The sequence below is a fragment of the Bacillus sp. ISL-78 genome (assembly GCF_018613455.1).
Lineage (GTDB): Bacteria > Bacillota > Bacilli > Bacillales > DSM-1321 > Peribacillus > Peribacillus frigoritolerans.
Genome location: NZ_JAGGQC010000002.1, coordinates 359,994 through 379,573 on the forward strand (window position 1 = coordinate 359,994; position 19,580 = coordinate 379,573).

The window sequence follows — 19,580 nt, forward strand, 5'->3', positions numbered from 1 at the left end:
AAAGCATGAACAAACATGAATTGATAGATTTAATGACAGGCGTTAAATCTTCAAAAAAAACGTATTACACGGAACTTAAGAAAACCGTGGATCAGCTGAAGAAGAAGAATATGCAGCTTGAAATCATGAATGACATCACAAAAAATACGAATATGGAAATCGACATCCAAGAGATTCTCAGAAATGTTATTGAAAAACTTAAGCAGCTCATTACCTTCGATGACAGTCATTTTGTCATATTGTATGAGGAAGAACCTGCCTTGCTTCACATCTGCCCTAATGGTCACTGCGATCTTGAAATGGATCCCAAAAACCTGTTACACCCTTTTCAGGAATTCTCATCGGCCTTGAAAGAAAAGCAGCCGATTCAGGTGGAAGTTAACCAGTTACCGGACTTCCCAGAAAAGGATCGTCTATTATCCCTTGAGATTGAATCACTTCTATTAGTCCCTTTATACGGAAAAAGTAAAAAAATCGGAATTTGGACTTTCGGCAGGAAGAAAAAGAAAACATGGCATGAAGATGAAATCGAATTTCTTGAGCAACTATCCAATCAGCTTGCGTTAACTTTGGAGAATGCCCAGCTTTATAAGGAAGTTCTTCATTCCAAACAGGAGTGGGAGGATACATTCAAGGCAGTTGAAGATATGATCATCGTCTTCGATCACAAAGGAACGGTCTATCAATCGAATGATTCAGCCAGGGGCTTTTCCAACTTGGTTCCTTTAATTGAAAAATCGCAAAATCTGATTCAAGATACCTTTTCATTTAATAAGCCAGGGTTTCAGGAAATACTCCTTCAGCATGATACCATCTTGGAAATGCATGCTTACCCGATTCAGAATAAGGAGCATCAAGTATATGGGGTCATTGCTTATTATAAAAATGTCACCGAAAGAAGACAGATGGAAGTCCAGCTATTACATGCCGGTAAACTTGGGGCGATTGGTGAAATGGCAGCTGGGATTGCCCATGAGTTGAACAGCCCATTAACGGCCATTCTTGGTAACTCGCAACTTTTATTACGGAAAACCCCACAGGACAATCCGGATTATATGCTATTGGACGACATTAAGATTTGCGGGGACCGATGCAGGCAAATCGTGAAAAGTCTGCTTACCTTTTCTAGGCAGGATGAGTATAGGTTCCACTATTACTCTATTAACGAGGCCATTCACCAGGTTCTGAACCTATTGAAGTTCCAACTTGGGAAGAAGCAAATCTCCCTCCATCTTAGCCTTCAGGAAGACCTTCCTTTCATAAAGGGCAGCCAGCCGCAGATCGAACAGATCATCATCAACTTGCTATTGAATGCCAAGGATGCATTGGATGAGTCCGCGCAAACGGAAAAATCGATCGCGATCGCTACCTATTCAGAAAACAAGTTCATGGTGGTTCAGGTGACTGATAACGGATCAGGGATTGAAAAAGAACGCCTGCCCTTCATATTCCATCCCTTTCATACGACTAAAGAGCGTGAAAAAGGTACAGGTTTGGGGCTGTCTGTAAGCCTTGGCATCGCCAAGGACCATGGCGGAAAGATCGACGTTTTGAGCACACCAGGACATGGAAGCACTTTTTTCCTGAGGCTTCCCATACATGGAGAGGAAAGGGGATGATAAGGTGATTCATTTACTTGTGGTAGACGATGAGAAAGAGGTTGGGACTTTTCTATCCCGCCTTTTTACGATGAAAGGTTACCTCGTTCAAGTTGTGAATAGCGGGAAGGAGTTTCATGGGATCGACTGGAATCAGCAGCGTTTTGATGTCGCAATGATAGATTTGAAGCTTCCGGATTGCGATGGACTTTCCCTCCTGCAGCATCTAAAACAACTACAGCCGCGTTGCAAGGTACTGATCATGACCGGATACAGCACCGTCAAGACCGCTGTTGATGCCATGAAACTCGGCGCGAGTGATTACATGGAAAAACCCTTCGTGGATATTGAAGTACTGGAAAGGCAGATTGACAACCTATTGAATGAAAATGAAGCTTTGAACCAGCATTTCATCCATAAGCTTGCCGAGGATTCAGGACTCATTATCGGTGAAAGTCCTTTAATGAAGAATTTGATTGAAACGGCCTTCAAGGTTGCCCAAAAATCCGTCAATGTATTAATCGAAGGAGAAACCGGAAGCGGGAAAGAAGTGCTTTCACGCTTCATCCACATAGCCAGCCCCCGAAACCATGAACCTTTTATCGGCATCAATTGCGGAGCGATCTCTGAGTCCCTGCTTGAAAGCGAATTATTCGGTCATGAAAAGGGTGCTTTCACCGGAGCGACCCAGCTGAGAAGGGGTTTTTTCGAAATTGCTGGGAACGGGACGCTTTTCCTTGATGAAATTGCGGATGCAAGTCCGGCCATTCAAGTCAAACTGCTTCGGGTTTTGGAAACGCGGGAATTCATGCGGGTTGGCAGCAGCGTGACATTACGGACGAACGCCCGGTTAGTGGCGGCCTCCAATGAAAACCTGCAAAAGGCAGTGGACAAGAATAAATTTCGGGAAGACCTATTTTACCGACTGAACGTCGTGACTCTGGATATCCCGCCATTAAGGAGCCGAAAAGAGGATATTCCGTTGCTTGTCCGTCACTTGGTTGAGAGAAATGGTCATGGAGGTATCTCATTTTCCAATGAAGCCATTGAAAAATTACAGCAATACAACTGGCCAGGCAACATACGCGAACTATCTAATGTAGTCTTGCGCACACTAACTCTTGCAGACAATAAGTCAGTAATAACCGCCAATGATATCTCACTATCCAACAGCCAGATCAAACCTGACAAAAATGCGTCACCAGAGATACAGTCAACAGGAAACCTTCTTGAAGAGTGGCGAAAAAGGCTGGTGGCAGATTTTAATGAGAAGGATGAACTGATGCTTGAAGAAATCCTTACGGAAATCAAACAGCTTCAGTCGACAGTTGGAAAAGAGCTCGTCATGCAGGCACTGCAAAAAACCTACGGCAACCGGAATGAAGCTGCCAAACGCCTGCAAATATCCATAAGGAAATTGCGCTATATATTAAATGAGAAGAGCCAGACATAATAAAAAGGAGGATGCCCGGTTCCAGGGCTTCCTCCTCTGTTCCTATTCTAGCGTCAATACGATGCGGCCGTTGATTTCCCCGTTTTCCATCATTGAAAAAACGTCATTGATTTCATCAAGCTTTCTTGTTTCAATATTCGTTCTGACTTTACCCTCAGCCGCAAATTGGATAGCTTCCTGTAAATCTTTTCTCGTCCCGACGATGGACCCTTTTACAGTCACCCCATTTAACACTGTATCAAAAATCGGGATTGGAAGTTCATCATTCGGCAATCCGACTACGACAAGTGTGCCGCCTCTCTTGACTGAACTGTAAGCCTGTTCGAATGCTTTTTTCGTAACCGCCACAGAAATGGATGCCTGCACGCCGCCAACCTTATCCTTAATGGCCTGTACGGGATCGGTCTTAAGCCCATTAACCGTGTAATCCGCCCCCAGTTCCGTAGCCAGATCAAGCTTATCATCTTGAATATCGACAGCAATGACATTAAAGCCCATCGCTTTTGCGTATTGCAAGGCAACATGTCCCAATCCGCCAATTCCATAAACCGCTACCCAATCGCCAGGTTTTGCTTCTGATACCTTAAGCGCCTAATAAGTCGTTACACCTGCACAGAAAATCGGTGATACCTCCGCAAAGTCAAGCCCTTCAGGAACCTTCACCACATATTTGGCTGGTGCTTTACAATATTCCGCATACCCGCCGTCCACGGAATAGCCTGCATTCAATTGATCCAAGCAAAGCGTTTCCCTACCGGTCAGACAATATTCACAATCGCCGCAGGCCGAATAAAGCCAAGGGATCCCAACACGGTCACCCACTTTCAAGGAAGTTACGCCTTCCGCCACCTTTTCTATAATGCCCACACCCTCATGTCCCGGGATAAGCGGAAGCTTGGGTTTTACCGGCCAATCACCATGTGCCGCATGTAGATCGGTATGACACACGCCACAGGCTTTAATTTTCACTAATATCTCACCATATTCCAATTCCGGAATGGGTACTTCTTTAATCTCAAGTTTTTGGTTAAATTCATTGACGACCGCCGCTTTCATTGTCTTGACCTGTTGCTTTGCATTTACAGTGCTTGCCCCTTGTTTTACATTCATGATTCATATTCCTCCCTTATCTAGTCGATATTATTTCTTGCTACTGCTTACACCTACTGCTTAAACTTCCACTACTTAAAATAGTTGCAAGTGCCATGCCACTGCAAAAAGGCCAAGATGACAGCATTCACAAAAAAAAGTGCCGAAAGATCGGCCCATTTGGACGAAGTAACGGCTCAAGTTGGACGAAATCCGGTTTGTATATTGCAGGAAAAATGGTTCACCCTATAAACAGGAGGTGTCAAAACATGGACAAATTTGAAGAAGCCTATGAGTCATATAAACAGCAGGGAACACCGCAAGCAAACCAAAGTGATTCAGCAGCAGGAAAAGAAGAAATCATCGCTGTAAGGAAAAATGAAGAGGACAATATTATCGCCATCAAGACGGACTCCGGCCGCGAACTCGACTACCCCACAGCCCTTGCGGAAGCCAAAGCTGGCAACCTGGCCAACGTTGACGTCTTTCATAAATATGGACGTGACATATTACGGAGTGAGCCCGATGGGATAAAGGAAAATAACCTGGATCAACTGCCGGAGTTTTGAGTTTTTCGGGGAGACTGCCTGATACGGGCAGTTTTTTTTTCTATCTGGATGCGCAAAAAAAAGAACCAGCATGATTAGCCGGATCTTATTTTTCATAGTGATAGGATTCAGAGATTTCGAGCAGTCGGCCGCAGGACTCGACAACCTCGATGATTTCCATCCATGACATGTCCAGACCCAGTTCATTAGCATGGGAAATCTTATCCCGTAACTTCCGGATGGCATTCGCATCCTTCTTCCCTTTACTTTTCGAAGGGATTTGGAAGAAGTGCCTCAATTCTTTATCTTTATGAACAATATCGAATTTATCACTGATTTGCAGGCACTCTATTATATTGATATCCTCATTTTTATCGATTCTCCTATTATATAATTCGGTTGCCTTTTCTAAACGATCTTCGCTTATCATTGGATACCAGCTCCCATCGCCGAATCTATCGAGGATGATATCGCTCATCCTCATTTCCAATAAGGTAATATATCCGAATATCAGCATCCTGATCGGAGGCTTTTGGAGGTCGGCATGGGTGATCAGCATTTTAATTGAATTATTCTCTAATACGAACACCCTTGTCTTATTCTTAAAAATATGGAGAAGCTGGATCAAAGGGGTTGAATTCGAAACCATTTCCCTTGGTGAGAAGTTTCTCATATGTTCAGAAATACTCCCCTCACCTAGTTCTTTCCTTTCAATATATCCGATGATTTCCCCTTGATCTTGAACTGCCAATATATCAAAATTCTTTTTTTTCATTGCTTTCTGGATATCCAGTGCCAGATCATTTTTATGGCAAAACTCAAGCTCCTGGGCAATGCTCTTAACCGTTATATTCTCTTCATAAAGAGTTTTAAGACTCAGATAGCTGCTATTGCTTTTTCTTTCGCTTCCATTTAACATCTTTCAACCTCCGATCAGGAACACTTTCTGCCCGTTTTCCGTTTTAATAATAGAAATGAATGCGGCCCCCATCTCACTGTGGTGGACCCCATCCCATTCATCAAATGCCATCAACTGCATTTCCTGCCGCCGTTTCCACATTCCCCTTTTCTTCCCACCCCTTACAAACATCCACCCAATCCTTGGCACCTGAATATTCAAATAATTCAGCGAGTGTAAGTTCTATTGCAGAGTTTGAACTGCCGCAAGCCGGAAACAATGACTCGAAACGCTTCATCGATACATCAAGAAAAACAGCTAAATCGTTTGCCAGGCCAAACGGGCAAACGCCCCCGATTGCATGGCCGGTCTGTGCAAGCACTTCATCAGGTGAAAGCATTCGTGCCTTGAAACCGAACGTCTGACGAAATTTCTTATTATCCACTTTGGCGTCCCCTGCGGCAACGACCAAAATCGCGCGTTCCCCTTCCCCTTTAAAGGAAAGGGTCTTGGCAATCCGCGCTGGGATAACACCGATCGTTTCCGCTGCCTCTATCACCGTGGCACTAGATGTTTCGAACTCCTTTACATCGCCTTCCCGATTCCATTGTTTAAAATGGCTTTTGACACTTTCGATCGCCATATTAATATTCACTCCTTTTTATTTACATATTGAAATAATAGCATCCTTCAATGCAATAATTCAAAACCCAATTGTGCTGCTTCTTCTGATTGGAAACCTATAAATTAAAACCATTCTTTACAAATTGACGAAACAAGCTTACATGGGATACTATTAATCATCGGGTAAACGCCTGCACGTGGTTCGTAACCATCCCACGATAAAAAACTAGGGAGAGAGTAAAATGAATGTTCGTACACTCGTGATAAACGGGTTATTGGCTGCCTTGTATGTGGCGGTCTCATTGGTGTTTAAACCAATAGCTTTTGAGATGTTCCAATTCCGTGTACCGGAAATGTTGAATCATCTGATTGTATTCAATAAAAAGTATATCTACGGTATCGTTGGAGGAGTCTTCATATCGAATCTGCTCTTTTCGCCGATGGTGCCATATGATTTGATTTTTGGGGTGGGCCAATCCCTGCTCGCCTTATTGCTTGTCATTTATGTTTCTCGTTTCATAAAAGGCATTAAAGGACGTATGGTCGCTACGATTATCTTTTTCACGTTCACAATGTTTTTAATTGCAATTGAACTGAACCTTGCCTTTGGCTTGCCATTCTGGCTAAGCTGGATGACCACGGCTGTCGGTGAGTTCGTTGTCCTTTTGATTGGAGCGCCAATCATTTATGGAATGAACAAAAGAATTCAGTTTGAAAAGTGGCTTTAAAAGGAATCTTCGCGCCGTTAAGCCACTATAATGGAAAAGAGCTGTCTGCATGATGCGGCAGCTCTTTTTTTTCACCAATGAACTCGAAGATGATAAACTATTAGTAAGAATGGTGGTGGCCCTTTGAAAAAAGTCCTGACCATAATCGGTCTACTTGTAATCGCAATTTTTATATACTCTAATGCAGAGCTGTTCACTTTGGTTTGGAAAAGTGATTTGGATTCTGTTATTGGCATATTGAAGGAAAATCTTTTGCTTACATTTATTGTGACATTCGTATTGATGTTTGTACAAAATTCTTTTACAATCATCCCCTTAATTTTGCTCCTGACCATCAATGTCACGATATTCGGATTCATATATGGCTACCTATGGAGTTGGTTTACAAGTGTTGTTGCTTCAGGATTCATTTTTTATGCAGCAAGAAACTGGTTTCAGGAGCTTCTTTTAAAGAGGATTGGTGAAAAATGGCAAGAATCTGTAGTGGAGCATGGCTTCATGTACGTGTTTACAGGCAGGATTTTCCCGCTTATCCCAACAAGCTTAATTAACTTGGCAGCTGGAGTCAGCACCATCACTTTCAAAGACTTTTTATTGGCGACGGCACTTGGCAACCTTATATACTTTTTCTTCCTATCACTGATTCCCTATGGACTGCTATCTGTTGAAATGAACCAATATACGCTAGCTGCTCTTGCACTCCTCTTCTTCCTATTCTTCATGATCTATAAGCGTGCAAAAAAGAAGAAGAAACTAACCTTCTTCAGAAAAAACAGGTGACCACATTGGCCCCTGTTTTTTATTTAGAGATTCTGCATATATTTTTTTCCGATAGTTTGTTAAAATGTGTATGTAATTTTACCTTTGAAATGTCTTAAAATCAGGGAGAATCTCCATGTCCAAACGCTCCATCTTAGCAATATATATCCTATCCGGGATTCTTACATTAGTCGTATTCGACTATTTTTTAACTACAAATATCCATAATAAAGAGGTCTTCATTCAACTCCAAAGGGCGGAAGGCATTGTTTTCCTTTTATCAATAGGCTTAATTCTATATCTTTATCTAGCTAAAAAAGAAGAGTTCAAACGATTAAAAGAAGCGGAACAACGTCGGCGCACACTCATCAATTCAATGGTTGATTTCGTTAATTTCAAGGATGGGGATGGCCGATGGCTTGAATCCAATACCTTCGGGCTGCAATTATTTCAATTGGAGCATGTAGATTATAAGGGAAAAAGAGACAGTGAGCTCGCAGAATACTCCGAATTTTATAAAGAATCATTGATCTATTGTGAAGTTTCCGATGAAGAAACGTGGGTGAAGGGGGAAATTACTAGGTGCGAGGAAATCATCCCTCTTCCCGATGGCAATCACAAGACCTTTGATACGATTAAAGTTCCCCTGTTCAATGAAGATGGTTCACGTAAAGCCTTAGTCGTCATTGGCAGGGATATATCTGAAAGAGTTGTCGCGGAGAATCAATTATTCGATAGCGAACAACGCTATAAATCATTGTTTGAACACAACCCTTATCCGATGCTGATGCTTGATTTAAACGGAATGATCACGACCGTGAATCCAAGGTTTGAAACGGTAACAGGCTTTCAACAGGACGAAATACATGGCGCCTCGTTCATTAATTTGAATTTTTCAGCAGAAGACGCGGAATTGATCCGTTCATCATGCCAATATGTCATGGAAAACCAAAAGGGGATCAAAAAAGGGAAAGATATAGAATTCCTGACGAAGTACGGGAAGTCCATCTTACTTTCTTGTACGTTTGTCCCGATGATGGTTGGCGAGGATTTAGTCGGAATCATTACTTATGCTAAAGAAGTCACTCAAATTCGAGAAACCGAAGCACGCTTAAGAAGAACCGAAAAATTATCGATAGTCGGCGAACTTGCCGCAAGTGTAGCCCACGAGGTACGAAATCCGCTGACTTCTTTAAAAGGTTTCGTCCAGCTGCTTAAAAAAAGCGACAATCCCTATGAACAATACTACACGATCATGTTAAGTGAATTGGACCGGATCAATCTCATTGTAAGCGAGTTACTCGTTCTGGCAAAACCACAGGAACTTCCATTCAGCAAACATCAAATCATCGACCTGATGAATGATGTCAAAACCTTGTTGAAACCAGAGGCGGACTCGTACCCCACCCAAATATCAATATCTGTGAAAAATGAAATACCGCTTCTATTATGTGAGGGAAACCAATTAAAACAAGTTTTCATAAACATGCTCAAGAATTCCATGGAGGCATCCGCCGACCATATTTGGATTGATTTCGAACGAATGAACAATAACCTTTCCATCACCATCAAAGATAATGGAAGCGGAATAGAAAAAAACCGCATAAAACATCTTGGAGAGCCTTTCTATTCTTCAAAAGAAAAAGGAACCGGATTAGGACTTACAGTCAGTTGCCGAATCATAGAGGCGCATCGGGGAAAGGTCCGCTTTAACAGTGAACTGAACCAAGGAACTGAGGTCCAAATCATTTTGCCCATATAAATATGAATTTCGAGGACAAGCCTGAACCTTGTCCTTTTTTTGCACGATTCAAAACCACCCTATTTTATCAGAGAGGTAAAGAAATTCTTTATATCCCCAAATAATGACACCGTCTCAACAGGTTGTTTCCCATTAATCTGGCCTCCTGAATCATTGGATGTTTCGCTCTCCGTCATACCAGCTGTACTCGTTTGCGCTGCTTCAACTTCCACCTCTTTTGTTTTGATATCATCCACGGTTTCTTCCTCATCCATTTCAACATCCATGTCCTTTTCGAAAACAAGGACGTAAGTACGACGCTCCCCATCCTTTGAAACGGTAACGGAAATGGCCGTTTTCGCTTTATCCTTGATCTTCACTTTTGCACTGCTCGCACCGTCATATTCAATCGTAGCTCCGCTGGCATTTGTCGTTGCATTCACTTCGACTGAAGAAATACCATTATCGACCTCGATATGATAGGTATGCTCATTAGATTTAAAAGATTTGTTCCATGCGCCGGTTGATACGGTCAGACTGTTCAACACTGGTCCATTATTGCCTTCCTCGCCTAAAGAATCTGCAGACGTTACTTTCTCAACAGAATCCGTTTTCACTTTTTGTGTTGAAATACTTTCAATTTGCCGTGCATTCGTTACTTGACTGACACCACTGCTTGGCTTTTGATTATTGGAGGATTCCGCTGATGTTAAAGATGATTTACTCGCCTTATCCGAGGGTCCTGCTGTTGGTATAGATGATTTATCCGAGGAAGGTTGGGCTATACTCGTTCCTGTTGAGGGCTCCTTTTGAACTTCATCTTCTTTTGGAGCAGCTTTCGATTCCGTTTCCTTTGGTGCGGCTGCAGCCCGTGTAATTGTAACTGTATATGTTTTTTCATCACCATTTTCTGCTGTAACGGTTATCTTCACCGTTGTCTTACCGACTGGAAGGGTAACCGTTACACCTGCACTGGTTGCATCTTTTCCATTTACCTTTACAATTGCCTTACTGTTACTCAATGTCGGAGTTACCGTAACCGACTGGACTTCATTTTCAACTGAAGCATGATATGCTGTCACCTTAGAATCGAATGTTAATGAGCCTTTTGATAATCCAATCGATGTTAAAAGGTTATCATCACTTTCATGTTTTTCGACCTTGAGAGTATAGGTTACGGTTTCATTTTCCCCATCGCTGACGGTGATTACAAACGTATTCATGCCAGTTTGAAGAGTTAAATCCTTCAATTTACCATCCGTCATTTTGACACCATTCACATATATGGCTGCATTCTTGTTAGGGCTTGCTGCAAGCAAGGTGATCTTTTCCACATCATTCCCCACTGTTGAACTATAGTCGTGTACATCTTCTGTAAACTTTTGATCCAGTGCTATACCCTCTATCTCTAGCTTTGAAAGACTATTTACCGTTTGTGCCTCTTCCAAAATGACAGAAGTGCCTTCCGCAGCTTCTGTCGCTGGCATATAAGTGGATGTTCCCATCCCCACAAGGGAACCAACCAAGATCACCTTCACACTTGTTTCTTTTAATCCCTTCTTCATCAAAACCTATCCCTCCAAATTCCTTAAACATGATAGGCTCAGATTACTAAAGGAACCTTAATTATTTCTTAATGGAGTTTATATCAAAAGGAGGATGCCTATTTGGTATAAACATTATGCAAAGTGGAATTCCCACCACTTATTTATGGCTATACTGGAGTGGAAGGCAAAACTAAAACTTATTGTTCTCATTTTCTAGGGAACCTCTTAAACTGCCTTTAGATAACTAAATTATTTTCACTGTTTTTTCACATTTTCCTTTTATAATGGGCTTACATAATCGGATGAAAGGATGATGGCACACCAAGATGAAAAAATATTTATGGCTGGTAGTCAGCCTATTCAGTTTGCTTTTATACCCGGCAATGGCTTTCGGTCATGCTACAGTAATCAGCTCTAATCCTAGCCCGAATGAAGCGTTGGATACTCTTCCTGAAAAGATCACCATTCAATTCAACGAGAATATACAACCAGCTTTTCATTCGCTTGAGGTATTCAGCCAAGATGGAGACAAAATTCAAACTCAAGACAGTACAATCTCTGAACAGAGTGAAAAAATACTGGAAGCTAAGTGGAAGGGCACGATTGATGAAGGGATTTACTATATTAAATGGAGAGTGGTTTCGAGTGATGGCCATCCCATTGAAGGAACAATTCCCTTTCAATTCGGAAATTCGGCAGGCCTATCAGATCAAAATAATTCCGAAGTGAATGAGAGTTTTCCGAATTCCATCAACGTTATGCTGCAAAGTCTACAGTACATATGCTTCGCTGCCCTTACCGGAATCCTATTTTTCAGATTATCGCTAATGAAGGATTCCCGACTTTTTGAAGCCAGCAGAAGAACCCGTCTATACCTTTGGCTTTCATATGCCGGTTTAGCATTTTCCATCTTCTGCAGCCTGCCTTTAAGAGTTACGATCGATGCTGGCGTAGGTTGGACCGATGCATTTAATGTTAGTTATATAAAGGAAGTATTGAATGCTACAAACTTTGGGACGATCTGGATCATGGAAATTCTAATATTGCTCCTTCTATTTTTAGTAATTTATTTCATGCTCGAGAACTCATTGAATAAATCACTACCTTTCATTTCATTCATCATAATTGCCAGCTTGATGATTTGTAAGGCATTCACCGGACATACAGCAGCCGTTCCTAATCAGGCTCTGGCCGTTTTGATGGATTTCCTTCATTTATTGTCCATGGCTTTATGGCTCGGCGGCCTTTTGGCCTTATTGGTGATTTTGCCTGGTCTTGCAGATCGTCAGTCAGTCCAAGGAGATAAGAAAACCTTTTACTGGTCGATCATTCAAAGGTTTTCCAAATGGGCATTTCTGTTTGTAATCATCCTGATTATTAGCGGAATTTATAGCAGTTTACAGCATGTACCAACTATCCATTCATTGTTTAACACAACATATGGCCAATTGTTACTAGCGAAAATCGGTCTCATGTTAATCATGATCGTTTTAGGCGGCTTTCATTTTCTCAGAGGGAAAAAGCAAACGAAAAAACTTGGTTATAGTGTGGGAATGGAGTTTGGTTTAGGAATCGTCATCCTGCTCATTGCAGCTTTATTAACAAATGTCCAAACTGCCATGTCTTCTCCCGGCCCCATTGAAAAAACGTTACGGACTGAAGAAAATAACGAGGTTACATTAATGGTGACGCCCAATGAAGTCGGGGATAACCTGATTCAAGTAAAGCTTTCCAATGAAGGCAAGCCAATTGCTGAAATAGAGCAGCTTACGATCACGATGCAGCCATTGGATACGCCAAATGGTGAAATAAAGCTGCAGATGAAGGAGAAAAATACAGGGACATTTACATCAAAGTCCATCTTGACCATGCCAGGAAAGTGGAATATCCATGTTCATGGATTGACTGAAAGCCTGGATTCAATCAATGCTGATTTTATAATTTTCATAGGGAATTCATAATAGGAGGAATTTATACAAATGAAAAACATTTCAAAGCTACTTATTTTTACATTTGCTGCATTATTCATTTTTTCCGGTTCAGCATATGCTCACGTTACGGTCAAGCCTAGTTCATCTGCACCTGAGGCGTGGGAAACTTATACAATTAAAGTACCCGTAGAAAAAGAAACTGCCACTACCAAGGTGACTTTAAAAGTACCTGAAGGTGTTACCTTTGAAAGCTACCAGCCTGTACCGGGATGGAAAGTAACGACAGAAGGTGACAAAGATGGGCATGTAAAAACGGTAACTTGGGCAGCAACTGACAAAGGAATAGCTGCTGGACAATTCCAGCAATTCTCTTTCGTAGCACAAAATCCTAAAGAAGAAACGAAAGTTGCCTGGGATGCATTTCAATATTACGAAGATGGGGAAATTGTTGAATGGAGCGGTGAAGAAGGCTCAGACCTACCGCATTCTATAACGGAAATCACGGTTGCACCCAAGGCTGATGCTGAACCTGCGGACCATGGTCACGAAGATGAAGCTGACACTAATGATTCCACGACACCTGACAATTCAAAGGATGCAGCAACAACAGAAGGTGAAGGCAACCAAACGCTGATCATTACCCTGGCTGTCATATCATTAATTCTTTCCATTGTAGCCCTTTTTGCAGCTCTAAGGAAAAATAAAAAATAATCAATATGGAGAAGGTGCCCCAAATTTTTTGAGGCACCTTTTTTCTCTAATATTCCATGACCACCGATTTACTCGGTAACTTAAGATTTTCCGATTCTATCGTAATCTTAATCGATTTTTCAGCTCTTTGTTCCGTAATCGTTAAGTTAAGCAGTCCATTTCCCTGCGCTTTTTTGCTTATTCCCAGATCTACCGTACTTTTTACCAGCTGTGCATATAATTCCGCTTCAGTTAAATTACGGTCAAATTCTTTTTCAGCAATCACTTTCAAGAGAGCTGCCGCACCGCTTACATGAGGTGTAGCCATTGACGTTCCGCTCAACCTGGCATATTTATTTCCTGGATACGTAGAGAGAATATCAACCCCTGGCGCCACCAAGTCAATTTCATCATTCGTATTTGAAAAATCCGCTAAATTTCTGCTTAAATCCACAGCCCCCACTTCCACTACCTCGGGATATGCTCCTGGATAATCCAATTCATCCGTTTCATGACGCCCATCACCGCTATTTCCAGCTGCACAAACAACAAGGATATCGTTCTGAAGGGCCTTTTGAATGAGTTTGTGTTCAGTCTCATCGGGAGGTCCGCCAAGCGAAAGTGAAATAACCGAAACCTTTTCTTCATTTGGTCCCCGCCAATTGATGGCATACTCTAGAGCCCCATTAATCCAATCAATGTCTCCTTGCCCTTGACCATTTAGGGCCTTTAACGCTAATATGCTTGCTTTCGGGGCCACTCCCACTACACCAGCATTATTAATGGCAGCAACAACCGTACCGCTGACATGTGTCCCATGTCCGTTATCATCTTGATAATCCCCGGTATTGGTAAAATCCTTCCCGCCAATGATTCTTTCCTTGAGGTCTGGATGTCCCTTGTCAATGCCTGTATCGATGACGGCAACTACCACGCCCTCACCATAATTGCTTTTTTCCCAAATTGCCGGTGCTTTCACAAGCTCGACACCCTCGGGAATCTTCTCTTTCACCGTTTCCATTACTTCTAGAACTTTGTAAGGTATTAATCTTTTTTCTCTTGTCATTTGATTACCCCTTCCTTCGTTCAATAAGTTAAACTGCCATCAGTGTGGGGATTATCATCCCGTCTGGTTGCCGTCTACCGTTGAAAGAGATGAGATCAAAAAACTCTTCTCTCTTATATATACCAGATTTATGAAAATAAAAAAGAAGTTTTCGGAAAATTCCGTCTAAATAACTAGTTTTTATTTCTTTTTGTTCTATTATCTGGTACTCTTATTATAGAACAAACGTTCGTTTAACGCTACACTTTTTTCTCATTTTTTTCCCAAGCACGCACTTTTCCAATAAAAAAGAAGCGACTCCGAATCGAGTCAGCTTCCAAGATGTTAAGCTGCACCGCAGCATTTTTTGTGTTTTTTCCCGCTTCCGCATGGACAAGGTTCATTCCTGCCAATGACCGGTTCTGCATGAACATGCGGCATTTTAGCTGCCTTTGCACTTTCCGTGATAATTTGTGTGCCTTTTTCCTTCATTTGCTGATACCGCTGTTTAAATAACTCCATTACATCTTTACTGTACTTCAGCGTATCTTCCGCGATATCCATCGCCTTTTGCTTCGAAATATTATAATCCTCCAGGACGAATTGATTATCCCCGAAAGAAACCCTCACTCCAAAATGCTGTCCCGCCTGTTTATTGCCTTTAAGCTCCTCAACGAATTCAAGGTACACTTCCTGGCAATCACAAGTCTGATGCATGCAATAATAATCATATATCCAATACGATTTACCTTCGTACTTACTCTTTAAAGCAATTCCATCCTCAACGCCAAACACATCCAAATATTTTATCGCTTTTCCATCGAGTATCTCAAATGGATCAATCGTTCTCATCTATAGACACATCCTAATTCATCAAAATTTATTCTTCCTTTGTATTGTACAACCTAATTCATCAGTCGTCACTTGAAACGAAGCCTGCCAAAGCCAAATCCTTTTCAGTAAAAGCTTAATTAAGGATGCCTTATTGAAGGCAATAAAAAAACTGCACCAGTGTCTATAAACTGATGCAGCTCCCTAATCCTCATCCAATCCATGTGGTCAATTCGTCGATCGGTGTTTTCTTAGCAGGTTTCGGCTCCATGTCAGGATAACCCAAGTATATGAAAGCCAACACCTCTCCCTTAGAGGATAAATTGAAAAATTCACGGACCTTGTCATGATAAGTTATTTTCCCCGTTCTCCATACTGCTCCCAAACCTAGAGAATGTGCTGCAAGAAGCATATTTTGGATGGCACTGTTCACAGCCGCATATTCTTCTGCCACAAGGACATTATTCTTATCACTAGGCTCTATGCCCACTGCGATGATGACTGGAGCCCTTAATGGATTCTTTTTTTGCCTTTCGAGCTTGCTGATTAAACTTTCAGGGGTATCATCAGCATTTTCGATTCTTGTTATTTCTTCGAATACCTGCCCAAGTTTATTTCTTCCTTCCCCTGTCAAAACAAAAAAACGCCAAGGCTCCGTCCGATGATGATTAGGTGCATATGTTCCGGCTTCAATGATTTGCTCGATCATTTCTTTAGGAACCGGATCTTGCTTAACGATTCCAATGCTTCTTCTCGTTTTTATAGCCTCGATAGTCTCCATGTTATCTCCCCTTATCCCTTTATCTCCAATAGTTTCTGTTTCAGTTCATTTTCCATTGACGCCAATTCCTGTTCAGCTTGACGGCGTTTATGCCTGCCTTCTTCTTGAATCCGCATGGTCTCCTCAAGCGTGGATATCAAGTTAGCTTGAGTTTTCTTTAATGTTTCAATATCGACAAGTCCGCGCTCATTTTCTTTTGCAGTTTCAATGGTATTCGTTTTCAGCATCTCGGAGTTCTTCAATAATAAGTCATTTGTAGTCTTGGAAACCTGTTTTTGGGCTTCTACAGCATGCCTTTGCCTGATAAGGGTCAGTGCAATCGCAACCTGGTTTTTCCAAAGTGGAATAGCTGTCATGATCGAAGATTGGATTTTTTCGACTAGTGCCTGATTCGTGTTTTGGATCAGCCTGATTTGCGGTGCGCTTTGAATCGTGATTTCACGGCTCAACTTCAAATCATGAAGCCTTTTATCCAACCGTTCAGCAAATTGCAGCATATCATTCACTTCTTGAAACTTCATTTGATCATTACTTGATTCAGCGGACTTCCTTAGCTCCGGAATCGTTTTCTCATGGATTTCTTCGAGTTTGATTTCCCCAGCTGCAATATAAACATTCAATGCCTGGAAATATTCCTTATTCGTTTCATATAGCTTTTCGAGAATTACGATATCCGATAACAGGATATTCTTGCTCCGATCGAGTTTTACACTGATTCGGTCAATTTGGGCACCGGTCTTTTGATACTTGGATAGCACCTCCTGTACGGATCCCGAGAGCTTCCCGAACATACGCGCAAAAAATGAGGGCTTATCCGGTTTTAACTCATCCGGGCTGAGTTCGTTTAACTTTTTCATTAAATCATTGATAATGCTGCCCACTTCACCTACATCTTTTTTCTGGACATGCTCAAGCATGGAATTAGAAAAGGTCAGGAGCTTTGATTGGGCGGGTGTACCATAGGATATCATTGCCTGATGATTCGTTGGATCGATTTGTTCGGCAAGCTGATAAGCCTTTGCCCTGTTCTCTTCAGGAATGACATCAATCAGTTTAACCGGTTTAGCTTCCTGGGAAGATACTTTCTCAAGTTCCTGCACCCCATCAAATGGATTGGCTAAAAGGTCATCGATCAAACTGGCATTATTCGTTTTATTCAACAGGTTTGGATCATTGTTATTCATTTTAACCTCCTGCTTTCATCAATTACTTGTGACTCTTTTCTAGTTCTAATCGATTGCTTAGCAACATCCAATTCGAAGTTAAGATTATCGATATCATCGGCAATCACTTTATATAAATCCTTTTCTATCGTATCAGTGAGTTCCTTTAAAGTTTTACGAGTCTCCGTTAAGGAAAGTTCGAGTTCCCTATTCTTTTTTGGCTGCTGTGCTAGAAAAACATATTTCTCCGCAAGCTCCATGGCAGAATCCAGATGCGAGTAATAAAACTGTTCTGCCTGATAAAACCGCTTCGGCTCTTTTTTTGTCAGACTATATATTTTCCTGATCATTTTAATCATCTCTTTCCTCTGTTTGAAAGAAGAGATATGCCTGACCGAGATTAGAGCTTTTTGCACCCTCCATATCTTCGGTTTTGCTTCGATTAAATTTTTCTTTATATATTGATATTCTTTTCTCGTCAATTCATGTTTTTTGAGGTATCTTGATGAAAAATATACGGAACTCAGCCAGTATGCAAGTACCCCTCCTGCTAAAGATATGACAACGGACAGGGCAAACGGTTGATTCAATACGAAATAGCTAATCATCCAAACCGGCAAGACCATTGGAAATGCAATCATTATCGGAACAAAATCAACAAGAAATCGATTCATTATCATTACACTCCTGACTTACACTCTTTTCTTTATATACGGATTATCCTTGGAATTGGTTTCAAGATAAAAAAAAGAATTTCTCCTATACTAAACGATATAGGAACCGGATGGTTTCTGCAAATTTATTGAGATTTTTTCTGTGAATTGCCTCTTCTTCTCACTCATATGGGCTAACGCCTAGTCACTTCACCGGAACTGACATAAGTTATAGGGTATCCATCCTGATTTTAAAAAGGAGAGTTGACCATGAATTCTTACGGATTTTATCCTTATCCACAACAAAACGGAAATCATCAGTACTTTGAACCAAATTTCAACCCATACTTCCAACAGCCTGAACGATTTGATTATATACCACAGCAAGATTGGAACTTTCAGCAGGTACAAGAAAATCCATATGGCCAGGTGCAAGACCAATTCGAAATTGAAAGGCAGCCTCAACAACTTGAAAGAAGAATCCGGGAACTTGAGCGTCAAAACGAGCGTCAAACGAGGGAACTCACTCGGCAGAACCAAGAAATCACGCGAATAAATCGTGAAGTGAACCGCATTAACCAGGAAATCACCAGGCTAAGTCAAGCGGACCAGCGACATACGAATAGGTTAAACAGACTGAATCAAAGACTCCGGGCCGTGGAAAGAAACCTTAACATCCCCTTCACCGCAACAGATGATGGTTTTTAATGAAGGATAGCAGGAGCTCATTGTGAGCTCCCGCTTTTCGCTTTGAGATTTAATCAAACGATTGATTAATCTTTAAAGATTCACCAAACCCTTGTCCATGGTTACAAAGCTTTACGATTACACTATTGTTTTCGCCGCCTTAAATGTGAATCCTTCTACTTGCTTTAAAAAAGTAGTTTCAATACTGATCTGCAGAATAAAAAATATGAATCAACCATATTACCGCGGAATTCATCAAGTTATTTATAAGAAAATGGCTGTTTTCACATACTTAGTTGCTATTTACCAGGTAGTGAGGTGTGGTTGATTTCCCCTCCAGATGCTCGCTTTCCGCGGGGCGGGCGGTGAGCCTCCTCGGCGTATTCGCCTGTGGGGTCTCACCTGTCCCGCTGCTCCCGCAGGAGTCTCGCACTTCCGCTCCAATCACTTAGATAGATTCGTTTTAAAAACAACAATCTTTACGAAAAGAGCCAAGAAAATAAAAGAGCAGGAGTCATATTTACACTCCTGCTCTTTCTAATTTACAACATGATCCGTTTCAACCTTTCATTTCTAGATTCCTTTTCCTCCTGGGTAGACAAGTCATACTTCTTCAATAGATGAAAAAGTTCATTCATTGTTTCCTGCGAATTCCCTTTTTCAAGATATCGATCTAATGTTTGACTCAATTGTGTTGGTAAAAATGCCTTTTGGCTCTCAAATTTTAGCCTGACATCTTGCTGCGAATGATTAAGATTGCATACACCCATTTAAAAATTCACCTCTTACTTGATTTTACCATTGTATTTTAGAC

General features: G+C 41.5%; 18 protein-coding genes, 1 pseudogene and 1 riboswitch. Of the genes and pseudogenes, 9 read left to right on the forward strand and 10 right to left on the reverse strand.

Annotation, left to right across the window (positions count from 1 at the left end; translation table 11 throughout):
* Positions 1–5 precede the first annotated feature (5 nt).
* Together J7I96_RS02140 and J7I96_RS02145 are read left to right on the forward strand one after the other, a co-directional pair.
* Complete coding sequence (locus J7I96_RS02140) at positions 6–1,619, forward strand: sensor histidine kinase (protein WP_214773760.1); 1,614 nt, start codon at positions 6–8, stop codon at positions 1,617–1,619.
* Positions 1,620–1,623: 4 nt separating this feature from the next.
* Entirely contained in the window at positions 1,624–3,051 is a 1,428-nt protein-coding gene (locus tag J7I96_RS02145) for a sigma-54-dependent transcriptional regulator (RefSeq protein WP_214773811.1), read from the forward strand.
* A 42-nt stretch (positions 3,052–3,093) separates the two neighbouring features.
* Here J7I96_RS02145 and adhP read toward each other — a convergent pair.
* A pseudogene (gene adhP / locus J7I96_RS02150) lies at positions 3,094–4,107 on the reverse strand (alcohol dehydrogenase AdhP).
* A 302-nt stretch (positions 4,108–4,409) separates the two neighbouring features.
* On the opposite strand from adhP, the gene J7I96_RS02155 reads away from it, so the two are divergent.
* Positions 4,410–4,709, forward strand: a complete 300-nt coding sequence (locus J7I96_RS02155; RefSeq protein ID WP_053533610.1) for a DUF3892 domain-containing protein — start codon at positions 4,410–4,412, stop codon at positions 4,707–4,709.
* Between the two features lie 85 nt (positions 4,710–4,794).
* Here the strand turns inward: J7I96_RS02155 and J7I96_RS02160 are convergent, their stop codons facing one another.
* Together J7I96_RS02160 and J7I96_RS02165 are read right to left on the reverse strand one after the other, a co-directional pair.
* Positions 4,795–5,607, reverse strand: a complete 813-nt coding sequence (locus tag J7I96_RS02160; protein WP_214773761.1) for a CBS domain-containing protein — start codon at positions 5,605–5,607, stop codon at positions 4,795–4,797.
* A 100-nt stretch (positions 5,608–5,707) separates the two neighbouring features.
* Positions 5,708–6,229 carry a YbaK/EbsC family protein gene (locus tag J7I96_RS02165; protein WP_214773762.1) on the reverse strand — a complete coding sequence of 174 codons (522 nt, stop codon included), beginning with the start codon at positions 6,227–6,229 and terminating at the stop codon, positions 5,708–5,710.
* Between the two features lie 172 nt (positions 6,230–6,401).
* A riboswitch (PreQ1 riboswitch) is annotated at positions 6,402–6,446 on the forward strand.
* A 6-nt stretch (positions 6,447–6,452) separates the two neighbouring features.
* Here J7I96_RS02165 and J7I96_RS02170 point away from each other — a divergent pair.
* The 3 genes from J7I96_RS02170 to J7I96_RS02180 all read left to right on the forward strand — a co-directional run bounded on the left by J7I96_RS02170 (position 6,453) and on the right by J7I96_RS02180 (position 9,459).
* Positions 6,453–6,938 (forward strand): QueT transporter family protein, encoded by a 486-nt coding sequence (locus tag J7I96_RS02170; RefSeq protein WP_034306030.1) that lies wholly within the window; start codon positions 6,453–6,455, stop codon positions 6,936–6,938.
* A 123-nt stretch (positions 6,939–7,061) separates the two neighbouring features.
* Entirely contained in the window at positions 7,062–7,718 is a 657-nt protein-coding gene (locus J7I96_RS02175) for a TVP38/TMEM64 family protein (protein ID WP_214773763.1), read from the forward strand.
* A gap of 115 nt (positions 7,719–7,833) precedes the next feature.
* Positions 7,834–9,459 (forward strand): PAS domain-containing sensor histidine kinase, encoded by a 1,626-nt coding sequence (locus tag J7I96_RS02180; RefSeq protein WP_214773764.1) that lies wholly within the window; start codon positions 7,834–7,836, stop codon positions 9,457–9,459.
* A 59-nt stretch (positions 9,460–9,518) separates the two neighbouring features.
* On the opposite strand, the gene J7I96_RS02185 is transcribed toward J7I96_RS02180, so the two are convergent.
* On the reverse strand, positions 9,519–11,003 hold the full coding sequence (locus J7I96_RS02185; RefSeq protein WP_214773765.1) for a cadherin-like beta sandwich domain-containing protein: 1,485 nt from the start codon (positions 11,001–11,003) through the stop codon (positions 9,519–9,521).
* A gap of 308 nt (positions 11,004–11,311) precedes the next feature.
* On the opposite strand from J7I96_RS02185, the gene J7I96_RS02190 reads away from it, so the two are divergent.
* The gene (locus J7I96_RS02190; RefSeq protein WP_214926198.1) at positions 11,312–12,946 is read left to right on the forward strand and encodes a copper resistance CopC/CopD family protein; all 1,635 of its coding nucleotides are present in this window, start codon (positions 11,312–11,314) and stop codon (positions 12,944–12,946) included.
* Positions 12,947–12,964: 18 nt separating this feature from the next.
* Entirely contained in the window at positions 12,965–13,627 is a 663-nt protein-coding gene (locus J7I96_RS02195) for a YcnI family copper-binding membrane protein (protein WP_214773767.1), read from the forward strand.
* A 46-nt stretch (positions 13,628–13,673) separates the two neighbouring features.
* On the opposite strand, the gene J7I96_RS02200 is transcribed toward J7I96_RS02195, so the two are convergent.
* From J7I96_RS02200 to J7I96_RS02220, 5 genes are all read right to left on the reverse strand, one after another.
* Entirely contained in the window at positions 13,674–14,672 is a 999-nt protein-coding gene (locus J7I96_RS02200; protein ID WP_214773768.1) for a S8 family peptidase, read from the reverse strand.
* 324 nt (positions 14,673–14,996) lie between these two features.
* Positions 14,997–15,503, reverse strand: coding sequence for an SEC-C metal-binding domain-containing protein (locus J7I96_RS02205; protein ID WP_214773769.1), 507 nt, complete (start codon positions 15,501–15,503; stop codon positions 14,997–14,999).
* Between the two features lie 190 nt (positions 15,504–15,693).
* Positions 15,694–16,263, reverse strand: coding sequence for a nitroreductase family protein (locus J7I96_RS02210; RefSeq protein WP_048686185.1), 570 nt, complete (start codon positions 16,261–16,263; stop codon positions 15,694–15,696).
* Positions 16,264–16,274: 11 nt separating this feature from the next.
* Positions 16,275–17,447 (reverse strand): toxic anion resistance protein, encoded by a 1,173-nt coding sequence (locus J7I96_RS02215; protein ID WP_048686182.1) that lies wholly within the window; start codon positions 17,445–17,447, stop codon positions 16,275–16,277.
* Positions 17,444–18,100, reverse strand: a complete 657-nt coding sequence (locus tag J7I96_RS02220; RefSeq protein WP_214773771.1) for a 5-bromo-4-chloroindolyl phosphate hydrolysis family protein — start codon at positions 18,098–18,100, stop codon at positions 17,444–17,446. Before J7I96_RS02220 ends, J7I96_RS02215 begins: the two co-directional genes overlap by 4 nt.
* Positions 18,101–18,349: 249 nt before the next feature.
* On the opposite strand from J7I96_RS02220, the gene J7I96_RS02225 reads away from it, so the two are divergent.
* Complete coding sequence (locus tag J7I96_RS02225) at positions 18,350–18,787, forward strand: coiled-coil domain-containing protein (protein WP_251029076.1); 438 nt, start codon at positions 18,350–18,352, stop codon at positions 18,785–18,787.
* Positions 18,788–19,308: 521 nt separating this feature from the next.
* On the opposite strand, the gene J7I96_RS02230 is transcribed toward J7I96_RS02225, so the two are convergent.
* Entirely contained in the window at positions 19,309–19,536 is a 228-nt protein-coding gene (locus J7I96_RS02230) for a group-specific protein (protein ID WP_214773772.1), read from the reverse strand.
* Between the last annotated feature and the right edge of the window lie 44 nt (positions 19,537–19,580).